Origin of the sequence: Nocardia sp. NPDC050406 (assembly GCF_044459025.1) — a bacterium.
GTDB lineage: Bacteria > Actinomycetota > Actinomycetes > Mycobacteriales > Mycobacteriaceae > Nocardia.
The window spans coordinates 1-16,294 of record NZ_JBITIM010000001.1; the positions used below are offsets into that span (position 1 = coordinate 1).

16 protein-coding genes are annotated in these 16,294 nt (G+C 68.2%); 5 read left to right on the forward strand and 11 right to left on the reverse strand.

Annotated elements, in window-relative coordinates; all coding sequences use genetic code 11:
* The 4 genes from ACIBH2_RS00005 to ACIBH2_RS00020 form a co-directional block, all read right to left on the reverse strand.
* The coding region (locus tag ACIBH2_RS00005) for a DUF222 domain-containing protein (protein WP_397111646.1) at nt 1-542 on the reverse strand (542 nt) is incomplete at its 3' end.
* Nucleotides 543-618: 76 nt separating this feature from the next.
* Nucleotides 619-1,932, reverse strand: coding sequence for a glutamate-1-semialdehyde 2,1-aminomutase (locus ACIBH2_RS00010; RefSeq protein ID WP_397111648.1), 1,314 nt, complete (start codon nt 1,930-1,932; stop codon nt 619-621).
* Nucleotides 1,932-3,014, reverse strand: a complete 1,083-nt coding sequence (locus tag ACIBH2_RS00015) for a glycosyltransferase family 4 protein (RefSeq protein WP_397111650.1) — start codon at nt 3,012-3,014, stop codon at nt 1,932-1,934. Before ACIBH2_RS00015 ends, ACIBH2_RS00010 begins: the two co-directional genes overlap by 1 nt.
* Nucleotides 3,015-3,112: 98 nt before the next feature.
* Nucleotides 3,113-4,300, reverse strand: coding sequence for a hypothetical protein (locus ACIBH2_RS00020; RefSeq protein ID WP_397111652.1), 1,188 nt, complete (start codon nt 4,298-4,300; stop codon nt 3,113-3,115).
* A 199-nt stretch (nt 4,301-4,499) separates the two neighbouring features.
* Here ACIBH2_RS00020 and ACIBH2_RS00025 point away from each other — a divergent pair, with 199 nt between their 5' ends.
* Nucleotides 4,500-5,960: a serine/threonine-protein kinase gene (locus ACIBH2_RS00025; protein WP_397111654.1), complete on the forward strand. Its 1,461-nt coding sequence runs from the start codon at nt 4,500-4,502 to the stop codon at nt 5,958-5,960.
* A gap of 2 nt (nt 5,961-5,962) precedes the next feature.
* Here the strand turns inward: ACIBH2_RS00025 and ACIBH2_RS00030 are convergent, their stop codons facing one another.
* Nucleotides 5,963-6,529, reverse strand: a complete 567-nt coding sequence (locus ACIBH2_RS00030) for a DUF421 domain-containing protein (protein WP_397111656.1) — start codon at nt 6,527-6,529, stop codon at nt 5,963-5,965.
* A gap of 116 nt (nt 6,530-6,645) precedes the next feature.
* Between ACIBH2_RS00030 and ACIBH2_RS00035 the strand changes: the two genes are divergently transcribed.
* The 3 genes from ACIBH2_RS00035 (at nt 6,646) to ACIBH2_RS00045 (ending at nt 10,059) form a co-directional block, all read left to right on the forward strand.
* On the forward strand, nt 6,646-7,776 hold the full coding sequence (locus ACIBH2_RS00035; protein ID WP_397111658.1) for a serine hydrolase domain-containing protein: 1,131 nt from the start codon (nt 6,646-6,648) through the stop codon (nt 7,774-7,776).
* Nucleotides 7,777-7,900: 124 nt separating this feature from the next.
* Nucleotides 7,901-9,232 carry a polysaccharide pyruvyl transferase family protein gene (locus ACIBH2_RS00040; RefSeq protein ID WP_397111660.1) on the forward strand — a complete coding sequence of 444 codons (1,332 nt, stop codon included), beginning with the start codon at nt 7,901-7,903 and terminating at the stop codon, nt 9,230-9,232.
* Between the two features lie 44 nt (nt 9,233-9,276).
* On the forward strand, nt 9,277-10,059 hold the full coding sequence (locus ACIBH2_RS00045) for a glycosyltransferase family 2 protein (protein WP_397111662.1): 783 nt from the start codon (nt 9,277-9,279) through the stop codon (nt 10,057-10,059).
* 100 nt (nt 10,060-10,159) lie between these two features.
* Here the strand turns inward: ACIBH2_RS00045 and ACIBH2_RS00050 are convergent, their stop codons facing one another.
* Nucleotides 10,160-10,786 carry an MspA family porin gene (locus ACIBH2_RS00050; protein ID WP_397111664.1) on the reverse strand — a complete coding sequence of 209 codons (627 nt, stop codon included), beginning with the start codon at nt 10,784-10,786 and terminating at the stop codon, nt 10,160-10,162.
* A gap of 93 nt (nt 10,787-10,879) precedes the next feature.
* The gene (locus tag ACIBH2_RS00055; protein WP_397111666.1) at nt 10,880-11,899 is read right to left on the reverse strand and encodes a methyltransferase domain-containing protein; all 1,020 of its coding nucleotides are present in this window, start codon (nt 11,897-11,899) and stop codon (nt 10,880-10,882) included.
* Between the two features lie 89 nt (nt 11,900-11,988).
* Between ACIBH2_RS00055 and rfbC the strand changes: the two genes are divergently transcribed.
* A complete protein-coding gene (rfbC, locus tag ACIBH2_RS00060) occupies nt 11,989-12,555 on the forward strand; it encodes a dTDP-4-dehydrorhamnose 3,5-epimerase (protein WP_397111668.1) in 567 nt (188 codons plus the stop codon).
* Here the strand turns inward: rfbC and ACIBH2_RS00065 are convergent.
* The 4 genes from ACIBH2_RS00065 to ACIBH2_RS00080 are packed head-to-tail and all read right to left on the reverse strand — an operon-like array spanning nt 12,539 to nt 16,240.
* Entirely contained in the window at nt 12,539-13,567 is a 1,029-nt protein-coding gene (locus ACIBH2_RS00065) for an NAD-dependent epimerase/dehydratase family protein (protein WP_397111670.1), read from the reverse strand. The genes rfbC and ACIBH2_RS00065 overlap by 17 nt on opposite strands.
* Entirely contained in the window at nt 13,567-14,217 is a 651-nt protein-coding gene (locus ACIBH2_RS00070) for a PIG-L deacetylase family protein (RefSeq protein WP_397111673.1), read from the reverse strand. Before ACIBH2_RS00070 ends, ACIBH2_RS00065 begins: the two co-directional genes overlap by 1 nt.
* Nucleotides 14,214-14,996, reverse strand: a complete 783-nt coding sequence (locus tag ACIBH2_RS00075) for a glucose-1-phosphate cytidylyltransferase (RefSeq protein WP_397111675.1) — start codon at nt 14,994-14,996, stop codon at nt 14,214-14,216. Before ACIBH2_RS00075 ends, ACIBH2_RS00070 begins: the two co-directional genes overlap by 4 nt.
* Nucleotides 14,993-16,240, reverse strand: coding sequence for a methyltransferase domain-containing protein (locus tag ACIBH2_RS00080; protein ID WP_397111677.1), 1,248 nt, complete (start codon nt 16,238-16,240; stop codon nt 14,993-14,995). The genes ACIBH2_RS00075 and ACIBH2_RS00080 overlap by 4 nt, the downstream gene beginning before the upstream one ends.
* Between the last annotated feature and the right edge of the window lie 54 nt (nt 16,241-16,294).

The following is a 16,294-nucleotide window of genomic DNA, read 5'->3' on the forward strand; positions in this document are numbered from 1 at the left end:
GCGCCGACCTTCTTGAGCCCGTCGGGCGTGCACACGCGCGCCGCCTCGACGAGGCGTTCTTCGGCCTCGGTCCGCGACTGCTGTTCGACACTGCTGGGGATGCGGTCCATGACCGAGATGATCACGCGCACGTGGTCGGCGGAGACTTCGCCCGCGGCTTGTGCGGCCGCGGTGAGCGGCAGCGCGGGCGGCAGGTATCCGTTGGGGCTGAACCGGCGGTCGTCGAGGTGCTCGGCCGCGTTCGTCCGCGCTGCGGCGTCCCCTTTGGAGAGGTTCAACGTCTCCACAAGAAAGCTGCGTACTCCGGCGGTGGGGCTGAATCCGTAGCGTTGCGCCAACCCGCGATCGCCGACGGCTTGAGCGAAGCGATGTTGCATCACAGCGACTTTGCGCGCGAAGCTCTCGAATTCACGCATATGGTCAATGAATTCGTCATCCGACAAACCGGTAGTCGGGGCGTCGAGCAGAGAATCGAGAAGGGCGTCGAGGTCGCTCAGGGTGGCGACCGCGCCGTTCTCGTTGATTTCCCCGCCCGAATTCATGACACCATTCTATCGCGAATTATGTTGTGGCTGAACAGGAAAAGAATCTGATATGCAGATGTTCAGATGAGTTGTGTCAGATTTGGCGGGGCGCGGCGTGTCGCCGCATGGCAGGGGCTACTGGGCGGCCTTTCAATAAGGTACTCACGCTGCCCCGCTCGAGGGCTTGTCGATAGACGGCTGCTGCACTGTGGCAGGCGGTGATTGTTTGGTCTATATCTTGGGTGGTGTGTGCGGCGGAGACCACGAATGACTGGCCTAGAATGCCTTGGTTCAGTAGTTCCTGGAGGAATAGGGTTCGGAATTCTTGCGAGGGATTACCTTGCGGGTCTTTGGTTGTGAAGACGAGACAGGAGGGGCGGCCCACTACCTGTAGATGGCTTTCGATCTTCAAATCGGCGGCCGCCGCGTTCACACCGTCGGCCAGTTGCTTCCCGGCTTGTTCCATACGCCCGATGGGATCTGTTGTCGCGTAAGCGTGTACGACGGCTCGGAACGCGGCGAGGGCTCCCGTTTCAGGACCGTGGGTAGTGGAGAGAAGGAATACTCGATCGGCCTTGGTGCGGAGGCCGCCGAGTTCCATGTATTCGCGTTTCCCGGCCAGGGCGGAGATGGGGAAACCGTTGCCCATGGCCTTGCCCCACGTGGAGAGATCAGGGGTGACGCCGTAGACCTGCTGCGCCCCACCGGTGGCCCAGCGGAAACCGGTGATCATCTCGTCGAAGACGAGAAGTGCCCCGTGCCGATCGCATAGTGCGCGAACGCCTTCCAGGAATCCGGGTTCGGGTTCGGCCATGGCGGTCGCGGCCTCCATGAGAACGCAGGCGACCGCATGTTGTTCGAGCACCGCGGCGAGCGAGTCGAGGTCGTTGTATCCGAACCGCACGGTCGCCGAGGCGGGAATGCCCGCGTTCATAGGTGTGGTGGCGATGAACCAGTCGTCGACGGAGAAGAACGGTTGATCGCAGATCGCCACGGTTTCGCGACCCGTGGCCGCCCGTGCCAAGCGGACCGCCGCCGTCGTGGCGTCGGAGCCGTTCTTGGCGAACTTGACCATGTCCGCACCCGGTACCACGCTCAGGAAATCCTGTGCCGCAAGCAGTTCCAGCTCCGTGGGACGCGAGAAGTTGACGCCGTCGGCGATGGCCCGGGTCACGGCCTCCACCACCGGCCGGTACCCGTGCCCCAAGGTCACCGAGCGCAGGCCCATGCCGTATTCGATGAATTCGTTGCCGTCGCAATCCCACACTCGACAACCGCTGCCGCGCACCAACACCGGTGCCATGAACTCCGGGTACTGATCCGGCCCGCGCGCATAGGTGTGCGCTCCGCCGGGCACCAACTCGTGCAGTCGCTCCTGAATCGCGTTGCTGCGCTGGAAGTCTCGCACTACGACCCTTCCCGTTCGGTGACAGCGCCGAGGAACGTCCAGACCGTCCGCGCCGATTCGGTGATATCGAAGTCACGCGCTCGCACCGACCCGGCGGCGGAGAGTTTGATGCGCAGTTCCTGATCCGCGATGAGCGTGTCGAGTGCGTGGGTGAGCTGATGGCGGTCCCCGGCCCGCACGAGGAGCCCGTTCACGCCGGGTTCGATGATCTCCTCCGGCCCGCCGGGTCGGGTGGCGATGACCGCGCAGCCCGCGCGCATTCCCTCCACGACGACTTGTCCGAATGCCTCCGGCCGGACCGAGCAGTGCACGAGAATATCTGCCACGCGCAGATATGGTTCGGGATCGTCGACGTATCCGGTGAACACCACCGGGAGATCCAGTGCGGTGGCCAGAGTTTCGAGTTCCCGGGGATAGGTGTCGTCGTCGGAGAAGTTCGCGCCTACCAGGAATACCTCGCGCGGCTGGACGCGCACATCCGCCAACGCCCGCAGAAACAGCGCCTGCCCCTTCCAGGGTGCGAGCCGTCCGACCACGGCTATTACGGTCTCGGGCGGATCGCGCTGTTCCTCACGCATCCGCTCGTCCCCGAACGCCACTCCGGGGTAGGCGACCACAGCTGGCCGCCGCCACGTGGGAAGCAGCCGCAGCGTCCCCCGACTGTTCGCGATGTACCCGGTGGCCAGCACCCACCCGAGCAGCAGAATCCCCACGGCCCGCGCCCGCCCGACCCGCTCACTCGAAATCCGCTCGTGCACATGCCATATCAGCGGCACACGCGCTCGCCGCGCCGCCAGCGCACCAACGATCAGGGTCCGCACACTCCCGGCGACCACAACCGTCGCACCGAGTTCCCGCAGCGCCCTCGCGACCACCGCGCTGAGCTGGAAAAGTCCCCGCACGTCGAATTCCCCACGCACCACCCGCGTTTCGATCCCGACCTCACCCAGCTGCCGCACCATTGGCCCGTCCTCGAAGTGCACCACCGCTACCCGCCCGCGGGGCAGCGCCGACAACAGCCGCGACGTCGCCAGCTCCGCACCCGTCGGCGCGGCGGTATCCGCCAGAAAAACGGCCTTCACGTGCCGACCTCGACACCCCTCGACCCCACCAACACCGTCACCCCCGTGTCAGTACATCCGTCCCGAACCGCGGCCGCGACGCCCTGGTACGGCCAAGTCTAGAGGCTGTTCGCGAACAGGGCATATTGCGCGGCGATCTTCTGCCGCACATCCGATTCCGAGTCGCTGTCGACAATCCCGACATAGCGTCCGTATGTCACGAAACAGCGGTACCAGGCCGCGTCGGCGCGCTCGAAGCATTTCGCGCCGGGGACGTCCTTGGGGGCGGCGAAGGGGTCGTAGTCGACGAGGTGGGTGGACAGGTCGGCCATCAGGGTGGTGGCAGCGCCCGAATCTCGGGCGCGCATCACGGTATTGCCGTCGACCGTGGCCACTCGGTCCACGCCGGAGTCGGTGAGCAGTCGATTTACCAGGGGCTGGTCGGTCGCACCGTGAATGAAACCCGTTGGGCCGTAGACGGCGAAGGTATCGGGATCGGGGGTGCGGTTCTCGCGGTCGGCGGTGATCACGCGGGCCAGCATGCGATCGGGGTCCACTGTCAGGCTGTCCAGTTTGTCCGCGGGTGTCGGTGTGAAGGCGTCCAGGGCCGCGACGGTGGCGTCGAGGGTTTTGCGGACCCAGTTCAGCAGGTCGGTGGCGTCGCTGTTCGGGCGTCCGATGAACAGGGAGATGACGAATTGTCTGTAGGGCATGAATGTTCCGATATTGGCGACGGTGGGTCGCCAGTGGATGTACGCGTCGGGATGTTCGGTGAGATTCAGGCGACGGTTCTGGTCGGGGGCGTAGGCGAAGTCCACGTCCTCGAGTTCGCGGGCCGCCACCTTGGCCGCGGATTCGCTGGGGAACCGAATCACCAATTCGGTGATGGAGGTGGCGGTGTCGGAGGGGAAGTCCGAACCCTCCGGATCGGGGATATCGGCACTGCTCGCGCCGTAGCCGATCACCATCCCATTGCGCCGCAGCACCGGACCGGAACCCACCGCGAGGAAATCGTTCTCGGCGTCCTGGGGATCGAGGCAGACGTGCCCGGTGCGGCCGACCTTCAGCACCGGATCGACGCGCACCCCGGGCGGCACCACCTCCGACATGCGCATACCCTCCAGCAGCGCCCCGTTGCCGCCCGAATTCTGCGGGTAGTTGTGCTTGTCCACCGGGTACTCGCCGACATCCAGTGTGCGGACGTCGATTTCGCCGGGGACGGCGGTGCCCTCGACGCCGCAGGCCGTGAGACCGGCCGCGACCGCCCCGGCGAGAAGTGCGAGAAGAAGCCGTGACGCGCGCGTCATATCGGGATTATGCGGCGAATTCGGGCACAACGGACCCGCGATGGGGCAGACCGAGACCAGGGCGCAACCCCAACCTCCATAGCCGAGAGATTGCGTCGCGCCGCCGGTGTCGGCGGGCACCCGAACTCTTGGGGGCTCGCGTCGAAATCCAGGTGCGTTAGGGTGATCGGAAGTTCGTGGCGGGTCGGAGGTCGAGCAGTTGGGTCGGACGTTGGCGCACGGGCAGTCGTTCGCTGGCTATCGCATCGAACGGCTGCTGGGCGCGGGGGGAATGGGTGAGGTCTATCTCGCTCAGGATCGGGATCTGCCCAGGCCGGTGGCGTTGAAACTGCTGGGCGCGGCGGTGGCCGACGATCCCGAGGTGCGGGCGCGATTCCTGCGGGAGGCCGATACCGCCGCGCGGCTCTCGCATCCGAATATCGTCGCCGTCTACGCGCGCGGCCGCGACGACCACCGCCTCTGGATGGCCATGCAGTACATCGAGGGCACCGATGTGGCGGCGGTGCTGCGCGACGGCCCGCTGCGCCCGGACCACGCGGTGCGCATCATCGGCGAGACCGCCAAGGCCCTCGACCACGCGCACGCCGCGGGCGTCCTGCACCGCGATGTGAAGCCCGCCAATATCCTGCTCGCCTGGGGACCGCATCAGCAGGTCTACCTCGCCGATTTCGGTATCGCCAAGGCTCTGGACCACACCAGCGCGCTCACCCGCACCGGCGAGATGTACGCCAGCTTCCAGTACGCCGCACCGGAACAATTCGAGATGGGCGTCGTCGATCAGCGCGCCGACGTCTACGCCCTGGGCTGCACGCTCTACCACATGCTCACCGGCGAACTGCCGTACCCGGGAGCCAGCACCGCCCAGGTCATCAACGGCCACCTGAACATGCCCGTCCCGCGCCCGAGCGCCCGAAACCCGTCGGTGCCAGTGGCTTTCGACCATGTCATCGAACGGGCGCTGGCCAAGGACGCCCGGCAGCGCTACGGCAGCTGCGGCGAACTGGCGGCCGCCGCGCACCAGGCGCTCACCGGCACCCTGCCGTATTCGCCGCTCACACCGCCCGCCCCCATGCCGACCGCGTTCGCGCCCACCGCGCACCGCTCCGGCACCGCACCGCTCGCGGAACCCGCTCGGCCGCGTTCACGCAAGCGCACACTGCGCCTCGCGGCCGCCGCCGTAGCTGTCGTGCTCGCGTTCGGTATCGGCATCGGACTGTCCACGGGCGCACTGCACTTCAACTGGACCGGCGCGGCCACCCCGGGCGGCGCCCCCTCGGCCGCCACCCGCCAGGCCGCCGAACAGGCCGCCTGCGAGTACGCCAAACTCATGGTCACCTACAACTACGACAACCCCGGCGACTGGGAGACCCAGGTCCAGGCCGGGGCCACGGGCACCTGGAAAATCCAAGGGCCGCAACTCTTCCCGGCGCTGCGCCTGCTGATGGCCAGCGATCCGGAGAAGACCCACGCCAGCGACGCCACCTGTACCGCCACCTCGGGCAGCGACTCCCACTACGAGATCACCGCGAATATCACCCAGATCAACCAGACCGAGGGCCAGCCCGACACCACCGAACAGAAGAGCGTGGCCATGTCCATGGACTACGTGGACGGCAGGTGGCTGTGCAGCCAGTGGGCGCTCGACCTGTTCTCGAACTGACGCTAGGCCGGTGGTGACCGGTCCAAGCGCGCCTCGAGATTGCGAATCTCGGCCAGCAGCATCTCCACATCGGTCTTGGTCGCCGTCTGCTCCTTGGGGCGCAGCTGCACCACCACGGTCCCGCCCGGCTCCATGACCGCCTTCGACACATCCTTCACCGACCGCGCGCCCTGCGTGCGCAGCGCCTGGGCGACGTCGGCGCGCCGCAGGCCCAGCTTCCACAGCCGTTCGTCGTCGTACTTGCCATTGGACACCAGGGTGTCGGGCTTGCCCTCGAACCACCGTGCCACCCACGGGTACTTCACGCTCGCTCGCACCACCACCGCATTGGTGGCCACCAGCGTCGCCGCGCCGATCAGCCCGCCCGCGAGCGAGTCGTCGTCGCCGATGACGGCGTTCTGCACCACATTCGACAGTAGCAGCATGACCACCAGATCGAAGGTGTTGAGCTGGGCCAGGTCCCGCTTGCCCGCCAGCCGCAGCAGCGCCGCGACGGCGAAGTACACCACGATGGTGCGGATGATTTTCTGCGGCACCCCGGTGCCGACCGTCAACAAGTCGTGCAACATGGCAGTCAGCGTGCCGCACCCGCGCTCCGGCGCGAGGGTGCCACGCCCCGGCCGAACCATTCCGCTCGCTCGTGCGTATGACCGTCGCGGGGCGGACATCTATCGACGGAGCGACCATGCGACGTTTCGCCCTGGCCACGGTTTCGGTGGCCGCCGTATTCTCGACCCTCACCGCGAGCGGGGTGACCGCCGCCCAACCGGAGGCGTTCACCGCCTCACTGCGACCCGCCCTCGACGACCTCGTGCGCGCCGCCGACGTCCCAGGTGCGCAGCTGGTCGCCACCGCCGCGGGGCGCGAGAGCCGAATCAACAGCGGCGTGGGCGATCTCGCCACCAAAGCTCCGTTCCCGGATGATGCGCAAGTCCGAATCGCCAGCAATACCAAGACCTTCGTGGCCACCGTGGTCCTGCTGCTGGTCGGCGAGGGCAGAGTGGATCTCGACGCACCGGTCGAGCGGTATCTGCCGGGGGTGGTGCACGGTCCCGGCGGCGACGGCCAGCGCATCACCGTGCGAAATCTGTTGCAGCACACCAGTGGAATCCCGGACTACCTGTCCCGCCTCGACCTGGAGTCGGTCGACGCGCTGCGACGCGCGCGGCCCGCCGACGATCTCATCCGCGTCGGTCTCGATCAGCCCGCGGAATTCGAACCCGGTGCGCGAGCGGAGTACTCGAATACCAACTACCTGCTGGCGGGCCGTCTCGTCGAGGCGGTGACGGGCAGCCCCATCGGACTCGAGGTCACCCGGCGCATCCTCGCACCGCTCGGACTGACCGACACCTACTGGCCACTGTTCCCCGTGGAGAACGTGATTCGCGGCCCGCACCCGCGCGCCTACCACCTCTTCGGCGAGGCGCTCACCGATGTCACCGATATCGACCCCGGCTGGGGGCTGCCCGACGGGGCCATGGTCTCCACCGGAGCAGACCTGAACCGCTTCTTCATGGCGCTGCTCCAGGGCCGGGTGCTCGCCCCGGCGGAGCTGGCCCAGATGACGACCACCGTGCCCGGCGGTGACGGGCCGCTGCAGGAGAACGTCGGGCTGGGTCTGTTCCACTTCCGAACCACGTGCGGACTGGACGTCTGGGGGCACGGCGGCTCCATGCACGGCTTCTTCGTCTACGGCGCGGCGACCGCGGACAAGGCGGTCACGCTGAGTATGAACCAGCTCCCCGACGTGCTGCGCGCGCACACCGAGGGCGCGGGCCTGGAACAGATCGTCGACACCGCCATCTGCACGGCCTGAGCCGAAACCCCGCGTGGCGCAACCCGCTACGGTGCGATAGATTCGCAGCGGATTCGTGCTCGGCAGGTGGGACCGCAGGTGGTCGCCGGGCAATCGCGGCGGAATTTCCGAAAGGAAAACCATAGTGGCGAAGTCTGGCGCGGGGGTTGGTGCCGACGGTTTACGTGTACTCATCGACAGCGGCGACTACCGGCTGCGCAATCGCGGCGATATCGCCATGTTGGTGATGACCGTGGAGCGGGTGCGCGAGCGGTGGCCACGGGCCCGTATCGGCGTCCTCACCAAGGAATCCGCGGTTCTGCGCGGACTGCTGCCGGACGCGGAACCCATCTGCGTCGATGACGGCGGACACTGGGGCAGAGGCGGTTTCGCCGGACGGCTCGAACACGCCGCCGGAACCAAACTCACCGGCCCCGCCTCGGTGCTGTGGCGGGCCGCCACCGACGCGCCGTCCGCGCGCCTGCGCGGCGTGCGGTCCTGGGCGGTCTCCGGTGTGCGGACGCTGACCGGGGCGGAACCCGACCGAAAGCCCGATACGTCCCCTCGGCCGCCCCTGCCCGCCGCCGTCGCGGAGGCCGACCTGGTCCTCACCCTCGGCGGCGGCTACGTGGCCGACGCCAACCGGCACCGCGCGCACCGGATGCTCGCACTGCTGGAACACGCGGCCGCGCTGGGCATTCCGACGGCCATGCTCGGTCAAGGGCTCGGCCCCATCGCCGATGCCGACCTGCGTTCCCGCGCCGCCGACGTGCTGCCCGGGGTGGATGTCGTCGCGGTGCGCGAGCGGCTGCGCGGCCCGCGCCTGCTCGCCGACCTCGGCGTCGCCGCCGACCGCACGCTGGTCACCGGTGACGACGCCATCGAATTCTCCTACCGCACACGGCGACCCGAGATCGGCAGTGATCTGGGACTGTGCCTGCGAGTCGGTGACTACACCAAGCTCAGCGACTCCGCGCGCGAGGCCCTCGGCACCGCCGTGCTCGCCAGCGCCGCCGCGCACGAGGCCACCCTCGCCCCGCTCATCCTCTCCGAACACCACTCCGAGGACCGCCGCGCCACCCTGCCGCTGCTGTCCGGCGCGACGCGCACCCGCGCCCCCATCGGCCGCACCGGCACCGCCGAGGATGTGGCCCGTCAGGTGTCGCGCTGCCGCGTGGTGGTGACCAGTGCCTACCACCTCGCCGTTTTCGCGCTCTCCCAAGGTATTCCGGCCATAGCCGTCACCGCCTCGCAGTACTATGACGACAAATTCCATGGACTGGCCGATATGTTCGGCGCGGGTCTGCGGGTCGTGCACCTGGATTCCACCGATCTCGAACGGGAACTCACCCACCAGGTGCGGGAGCTCTGGGAAGCCGCCCCGGATGTGCGTGAGACGCTGCGGCACAAGGCCGTCGAGCAGATCGACGCGAGTCGGGCGGGACTGGAGCGAGTGTTCCGGCTCGTGGCGGACTGATCGACCGTTCCCCCGAACCGGCGCGAGATGAGCACAGGGGGACCATGGTTCGGCTTTCGGTATGTGTACCGGCCGCCAATGCGGGACGCACGCTGGCGGCGACCCTGCGCTCGATTCTCGACCAGGACGTCGAGATGGAAGTGCTGGTGCTCGACAATGCCAGCCGCGACGAAACCTGGCGTATCACCGCCTCTTTCGACGACGAGCGGGTGCGCCTGGAACGCGATTCCCGCGCCCTGCCCCGGGGCGAGCACTGGAACAAGGCGGTCTCGCTCTCCACCGGAAAACTGGTGAAGCTCGTGCGCGCCGACGACCTGCTGCTCCCCGCCGCGCTGCCCGAACAGCTGAGGGTCATGGGCGACAACGGCATCGCCCTCGCCACCTCGAGCTTCCGCCTGCTCGACGAGCACGGCGCGATCGGACAGCGGACCCTCGCACCGCCCCTGCTCGGCCCGCACGACACCCGCGCCCTGCTGCGCGCCATCGTGCGCGGCGGTCCGGCGAGCTTCGGGCCCATCACCACCGCCATCTTCCGGCGCGCCGATTTCGACCGGGTGGGCGGCTTCCGCGGGGATCTCGTCCGGCCCATGGGCGTGGACCTCCTGGCCCGGCTGTCGGTCTTCGGCACCTACCACGGCATGGCGGAGACGACCGCGGCATGGAACGATCCGGCCGCCGCCGAACCCGCCACCTGCGGCGCGGTCACCGAGATGCTGCGCTTCCACCACCGGCTGCGCTACGAGTACCCGCAACTGCTCGGCTGCACCGATCTGCTGGCCGGAGACCTGCGTGTGGTCCGTGCGGCCGTGGCGCGCTTGCGTGCGTGAGACCGCGCCACATTCGAGACAGCCCGAGTACCTCCAACAGCACTGTGCCCGGCCATTCCGGCCGGGCACAGTGCCGCTGATTCGAAAGCTCGGTGTGAACTCAGATGGTCCAGAGCGGCCCGTAGGTCACCACGGTGTCACCGTCGCTGCTGACCACGCTCACCCACGGGCGAATGGTGACCTGCCCGAGCACACCGGTCACCGTGGCATGCATACCGGACATGCGAATGAAGCCCTCGGTCCCGGAGATCTCGCCCTGCGCGGCCTCGATGGACTTGATACCCGGCCCGAAGCCCACGCCGATCTCGATACCCAGCCGCGGAATCAGGTCGGTCAGCGTGACATTGGGGTCCTCGTCGAGCTCAATACCGAGCCCGGGCGTCGACCATTGGAAACGAATCTTGCCGTCCAGGGTGGCCGGATAGCCGACCTGGTAGCCGAGGGTGATCTTCCCCGACCAATCGTCTGCCCCGTGGCCGGAGACCTTGAAGGCCGCCGTGCCGTGATGGAACCACTCGCGCGTCAACGGATTTCCGTCCAAGGGCGGGACGAAATCGATGCGGGTGTCGGCTTGGATGGCCTCGACGGTGCGGTCTCGTCGGTCCTGGATGGAACTGCTGCTGTCGATACCGGCGGCTCCGTAACCGGTACCGACGGCCAACCCGACGGTGAGTACGGCGGCGACGGCCATGGCGCGTGCGGTGGCACGCTGCTTACTACCCCTCATGTGATCCCCAATTCCCTCATCAGGTGGTGCGGCTGGCGAAAACAGCCGGGCGATCTCCCCTGCGGGAGACTATACGGCGAATTGCGTTCGAGCTCAGGACAGTTCGGGAATGTCTACCACCCACCTCCCCTCCAGCTCGGGCCACAGGCCCGACACCTCGGGCAGGAGGTCCGGCAGGGTCAGCAGCACTCGATCCGGTTGCGCGGCAACGAGTTCCGACGGCGCGATGATCGGCACATCGGTGCCGGACATGCGGCGGCCCTGTTTCGCGGGCGAGGCGTCGGCCACCGCGCTCAGCAGGCCCCGGTGCACCCCGGCCAGATGCAGCAGGGAGATGGCGCGCGAGGCCGCACCGTAGGCGTAAACCCGGTGGCCCCTGGCATTTTCGCGTTCCAGCCAAGCGCGCAGCGCCCGCGCCTGCCGATCGGCGTCGCGTTGCAGGCGGCGCACCGTGTCCACCTCGGCGAGTTCGGTCTCGGCGTCGAGCATGGCGCACACCCGCTCGTCGGGCGTGATCTCGGCGTGCACGGCGGCGACGAGTACGGTGCCGCCGTAGAGATCGAATTCCCACGCGGTCGCGATACTCATGCCGGTGGCCTCCAACAGCCGACGCAGCGCGGTGAGCGAGTAGTAGGCGAAGTGCCCGTGCCGCAGCGCGGTCCACTGTCCGTGCGCCACGATCGCGCCCAGCGAATGGAACTGCACCAACAGCACCCCGTTCGGGGCGGTGGCCGCCGCCCGCCGCGCGAAGGCCTGCAACTGGTCGGCCTCGTGCATCATGCCGAAGGAATCGATCACCACGTCGGCTGGACCGTCGGTCTCGGTGAAACCGCGCTCGACCAGCAGCGGCACCCAACTGCCACCGTGCGGGCTGGCGAATTCGCGCACCGTCCGCCCGCCGAGCCAGCCCGAGGCCGCCACCCGCTGCACCGCCTCGGCCGCCTGATCGCGCAACGCCAGCGGCTCCACGCCGCGCGGTTCGGCGGTGTGGGTGTCGTCCTCGGCCAACTGCGCCAGCCCGCAGGCCGCGCACAGGTCCATGGCCAGCGGATGACCCGATTCGTCGGCCGTCGGCACCGCCCGCGCCGACGGAAAGTCGTCCGCCGCAGGCATTTTCCCCAGATCCAGCACGCGCGCCAGCGCCGTGCCCCCGCATCCGCGACATGCGCGCGGTGGTGTGTGCCTCATGGCACCATGGCCTGGTGCGCATCGATACGACCGAGCTCGCCGACGTCCTGGTGCTGACCCCGCACCCCTTCCGCGACGACCGGGGCCTGTTCACCCGGACCTTCGACGCCGCCGAATTCGACGCGCACCTGGGGGTGCGCGGTGCGGCCGCGCGCTTCGTTCAGGATTCGCAGTCGCGCTCGGTGCGGGGTGTGGTACGCGGTATGCACGGCCGCGCGGGGCGGGGCGAGGCCAAACTGGTGCGCTGCGCGCACGGGGCCGTCCACGATGTGCTGGTCGATATCCGGCCGGATTCGCCGACCTTCGGCAAGCAACAGGCATTCCTCCTCGATGACAACGACTTTCGGCAGCTGTACGTGCCGCCGGGTTTTCTGCACGGCTTCCAGGCGCTCACCGCGACTGCCGACGTGTGCTACCGCATCGACCGCCCGCACGATCCGTCGGCCGACCTCGCCGTGGCCTACGACGACCCGGAGCTGGCCATCGCCTGGCCGCATCCGGTCACGCTGGTCTCCGACCGGGATGCCCGCGCGGGCTCCTGGCGCGATCTCGTCGACGGCCACCTCACGCCCCGATCCTGATCCGGCGCAGCGCGGCGTCGAGCACACCGGCCTGCTGAAGCGAGCGCAGATAGGCGAGCCGGGTGAAGGTGCCGAAGAAGGCCTCCGCGGTGAGTCCGCGCGCCAGATATTCGGTGTAGAGCTCGGCCGCGCCGTCGGCGATCCGCCACTGCGCCTCGAAGCCCAATTCCTTACGGGCACGGGCGAAGTCGACGCGGTAGCAGCGGGGGTCGCCACCGTTCTCCCCGGTGATCACCAGCTCCGACCCCGGCACCACGTCCACCACGGAGCGCGCGATCTCGGCGACGGTGCGGTTGTTGGCCTCGGCCCCGATGTTGTACGCCCGGCAGTGCATGTCCACGGGCGGCACGGTGAGGCAGGTGGCGAAGGCGCGGGCGATGTCCTGGGCATGGACGAGCGGCCGCCACGGTGTGCCGTCGGAGAGCACCCGCACCGCACCGGTGAGCACCGCGTACCCGACGAGGTTGTTGAGCACGATATCGGCGCGCAGCCGCGGCGAGAATCCGAAAGCCGTGGCGTTGCGCAGGAACACCGGCGTGAAACCGGAATCGGCCAGCGCCGCCACATCGTCCTCGACGCGCACCTTGGATTCCGCGTACGGCGTGAGCGGGCGCAGCGGCGCGTCCTCGGTGACCAGGTCGTCCCCGGCCGCCCCGTACACCGAGCAGGTGGAGGCGTACAGGAACCGCCGCACCCCGGCCTCCTTCGCCGCGCGCGCCAGCCGCACCGAGGCGAAATGATTGATGTCGTAGGTGATCTCGGGGGCGAGCGCGCCGAGCGGATCGTTCGACAGCGCCGCCAGATGCACCACCGCGTCGAAGCCCGCCAGGTGCGCCGCGGTCACATCGCGTAGGTCCACCGCGAGCCCGGGCGGATCGTCCGGGGCGGGGCCGAGTACGCAGTCGGCGAAGAATCCGCTGTCCAGGCCCACCACGTCGTGGCCGTCCTCGCGCAGGATCGGCACCATGACGGTGCCCAGATAGCCCTGATGTCCGGTGACCAGTACCCGCATTACGCACCTCCGAATGTGAGAGCGGCCTTCTCCAGCACGAACGCCTCGGCATGCGGGGCGCGACACTGCACGCCGCGCAGCCGGGACAGCCCCAGGAAGGACAGTTCGTCGAACCAGTCCCGATCATGTTGGGACGGATAGTGTTTCACCAGCAGCGCCGCCTTCTGCGCCGCGACGGCGGCGGTCAGCGGATGGAACACGGTGGGCCTGGGGGTGTCGGTCTCCCATTTGAGGATCTCGTAGCCCAACACCAGGTGATCGCGAAATTCGGTGGGAGCCAACTCCGCCAGCAGGCGATGATCCTGATGGGCGTCCTCGCGCTGCGGCGCGAACACCACCTCCGGATTCCCGCGCCGCCGCAGCGCCGCCACCGCGTCCTTGACCCTCTCCCAGTGCACCGGGGTGCGGCCGTCCGGCAGATCCAGCACCCGCAGGTCGAGATCGGCTCCGGGACAGAAGGCTTCGAGCGCGGCGCGCTCCTCCCGCGCCCGCTCGGTCCCCGCCCCGCACAGCACCAGCGCCCGCACCCGCAGTCCGGCGAAGGCGTTCGACAGGGTGAGCAGGGTGCCGCCGAGTCCGATGGCCAGATCGTCGCAGTGCGCGCCCAGCAACGCGATCTCGCGGACCGCCCCGGTATCGAGTCTGATCATGAGGCGGGCCGCTCCCACACCATCCACGGGCGGTCACCCTGGTGGTATCCGGCATCGAGTTCGGCGCGCTCCTTGAAGGTGTCGGCCGGTTTCCAGAAGCCGTGGTGCTGATAGCCATACAGGCGGCCCTGAGCGGCGAGCGCCCCGCAGGCGTCCTCCACCAGATCGCCGTTCTCCGGCAGATGCTCGAACACCTCCTGGGTGAGCACGAAGTAGCCGCCGTTCTCCCAGATGGGCAGCTGTGAGACGGGGGTGATGTTCTTGACCTCGCCCACGGCATTGACGTCCACGCAGTGGAAGGAAGACTGCGGCGGGACGATCATCATCGACGCCGCCGCGCCCGATCGCGTGAACTTGTCGATCACCTCGTTCAACGGCGCGTCGGTGAGGACGTCGGCGTAATTGGCCAGGAAGTAGCGCTCGCCCTCGAGGTAGGGCCGCACTCGCCGAAGCCGTTCCCCGATGGGCGATTCCACGCCGGTGTCGACGAAGGTGATGGTCCAGTCGCTGATATCGGAGCGCAGCAGCTCCACCCGCCCACCGCGAATGACGAAGTCGTTGGAGATGGACTCCTGGTAGGTGAGGAAGAAGTTCTTGATGTGCGCCGCGCCGTAGCCCAGGCACAGAATGAAGTCCTTGTGCCCGAAGTGCGCGTAGTAGCGCATGACATGCCAGATGAGCGGGCGTGGCCCCACCATCTGCATGGGTTTGGGCGCGGCCTCCTCGCCGCCGTTGCGCATCCGCATGCCGTAGCCGCCGCAGAACAGCACGACCTTCATTTCGCTTGCCTCTCGACGTGATCGGGCAGCGCGCGGTGCAGCTCCGGCAGCGGCAGCACGAGCTGTCCGCCCCAGTCGGCGATGTGGCGCAGCTGCGCGGTGATCTCGGTTTCCAGATTCCAGGGCAGCACCAGCACCACGTCGGGGCGATCGGCGTCGATGCGCTCGGGCGGGTGGATGGGTATCCGCGTTCCGGGCGTGAATCGCCCGTGCTTGTAGGGATTTCGGTCCACCGTGTACTCGAGCAGATCGGTGCGGACACCGCAGTAGTTGAGCAGGGTGTTGCCCTTGCCGGGCGCGCCGTAGCCGACCACCCGCTGACCCGCCGCCCGCGCGTCGAGCAGGAAGCGCAGCAGATCCTGGCGCACCTTCTCGGTGCGCGGGCGCAACTCCAGGTACGGGGCCACCTCGTGCAGCCCGGCGTCGGCCTCCAGGCGCAGCACCTCGGCCACCCGTTCGCCCGGTTCGGCCACCGCCTCGGGGCGCGCCCACAATCGGAGCGAACCGCCGTGTGTGGCAAGCAATTCCACATCGACCACGGTGAGACCGGCGGTCGCCAGCGCGCGCTGCGCGGAGAGCACCGTGTAGTACTGGAAGTGTTCGTGATAGATGGTGTCGAACTGCCCGAGGGTCACCAGATTGAGCGCGTGGTGCACCTCGAGGGAGAGCCAGCCGTCATCGGCCAGCAGCTCCCGCAGCGCTCGGGTGAAGCCGCGCAGATCGGGGATGTGGGCGTAGACATTGTTGGCCACCACCAGATTCGCCGGACGGTGCTCGGCGCGCACCTTGGCGGCGAGGTCCTCGTCCAGGAACGCGGTCAGCGTCGGCACGCCCTTGTCGCGGGCCGCGGCGCCGACATTGATCGAGGGTTCTATTCCGAGACAGTCGATTCCGGCCGCGACCACATGTTGTAGCAGATAGCCGTCGTTCGCGGCGACCTCCACCACGAAGGACTCCGCGCCCAGCCCGGCCCGGCCGATGGCCCGCTCCACGAAGGTGCGCGCGTGGCGCACCCAGCTGTCGGAGTAGGAGGAGAAGTAGGCGTATTCGGTGAAGGTGTCCGCGGGGGTGATGAGGGCCGGAATCTGCAGCAGCAGGCACTGTTCGCACAGCCGCAGGTGCAGGGGATAGGTGGTCTCGGGAAGATCGAGTTCGGCGGCCGTGAGGAATTTCTCGCACGGCGGGGTGGCTCCGAGATCGAGTACGCTGAGCAATCTCTCGGAGTCACACAAACGACACTGCACGCAGATTCCCCACTTTCACCGAACCGGCGACCGGCTACGTCCGGTCTGACCTGA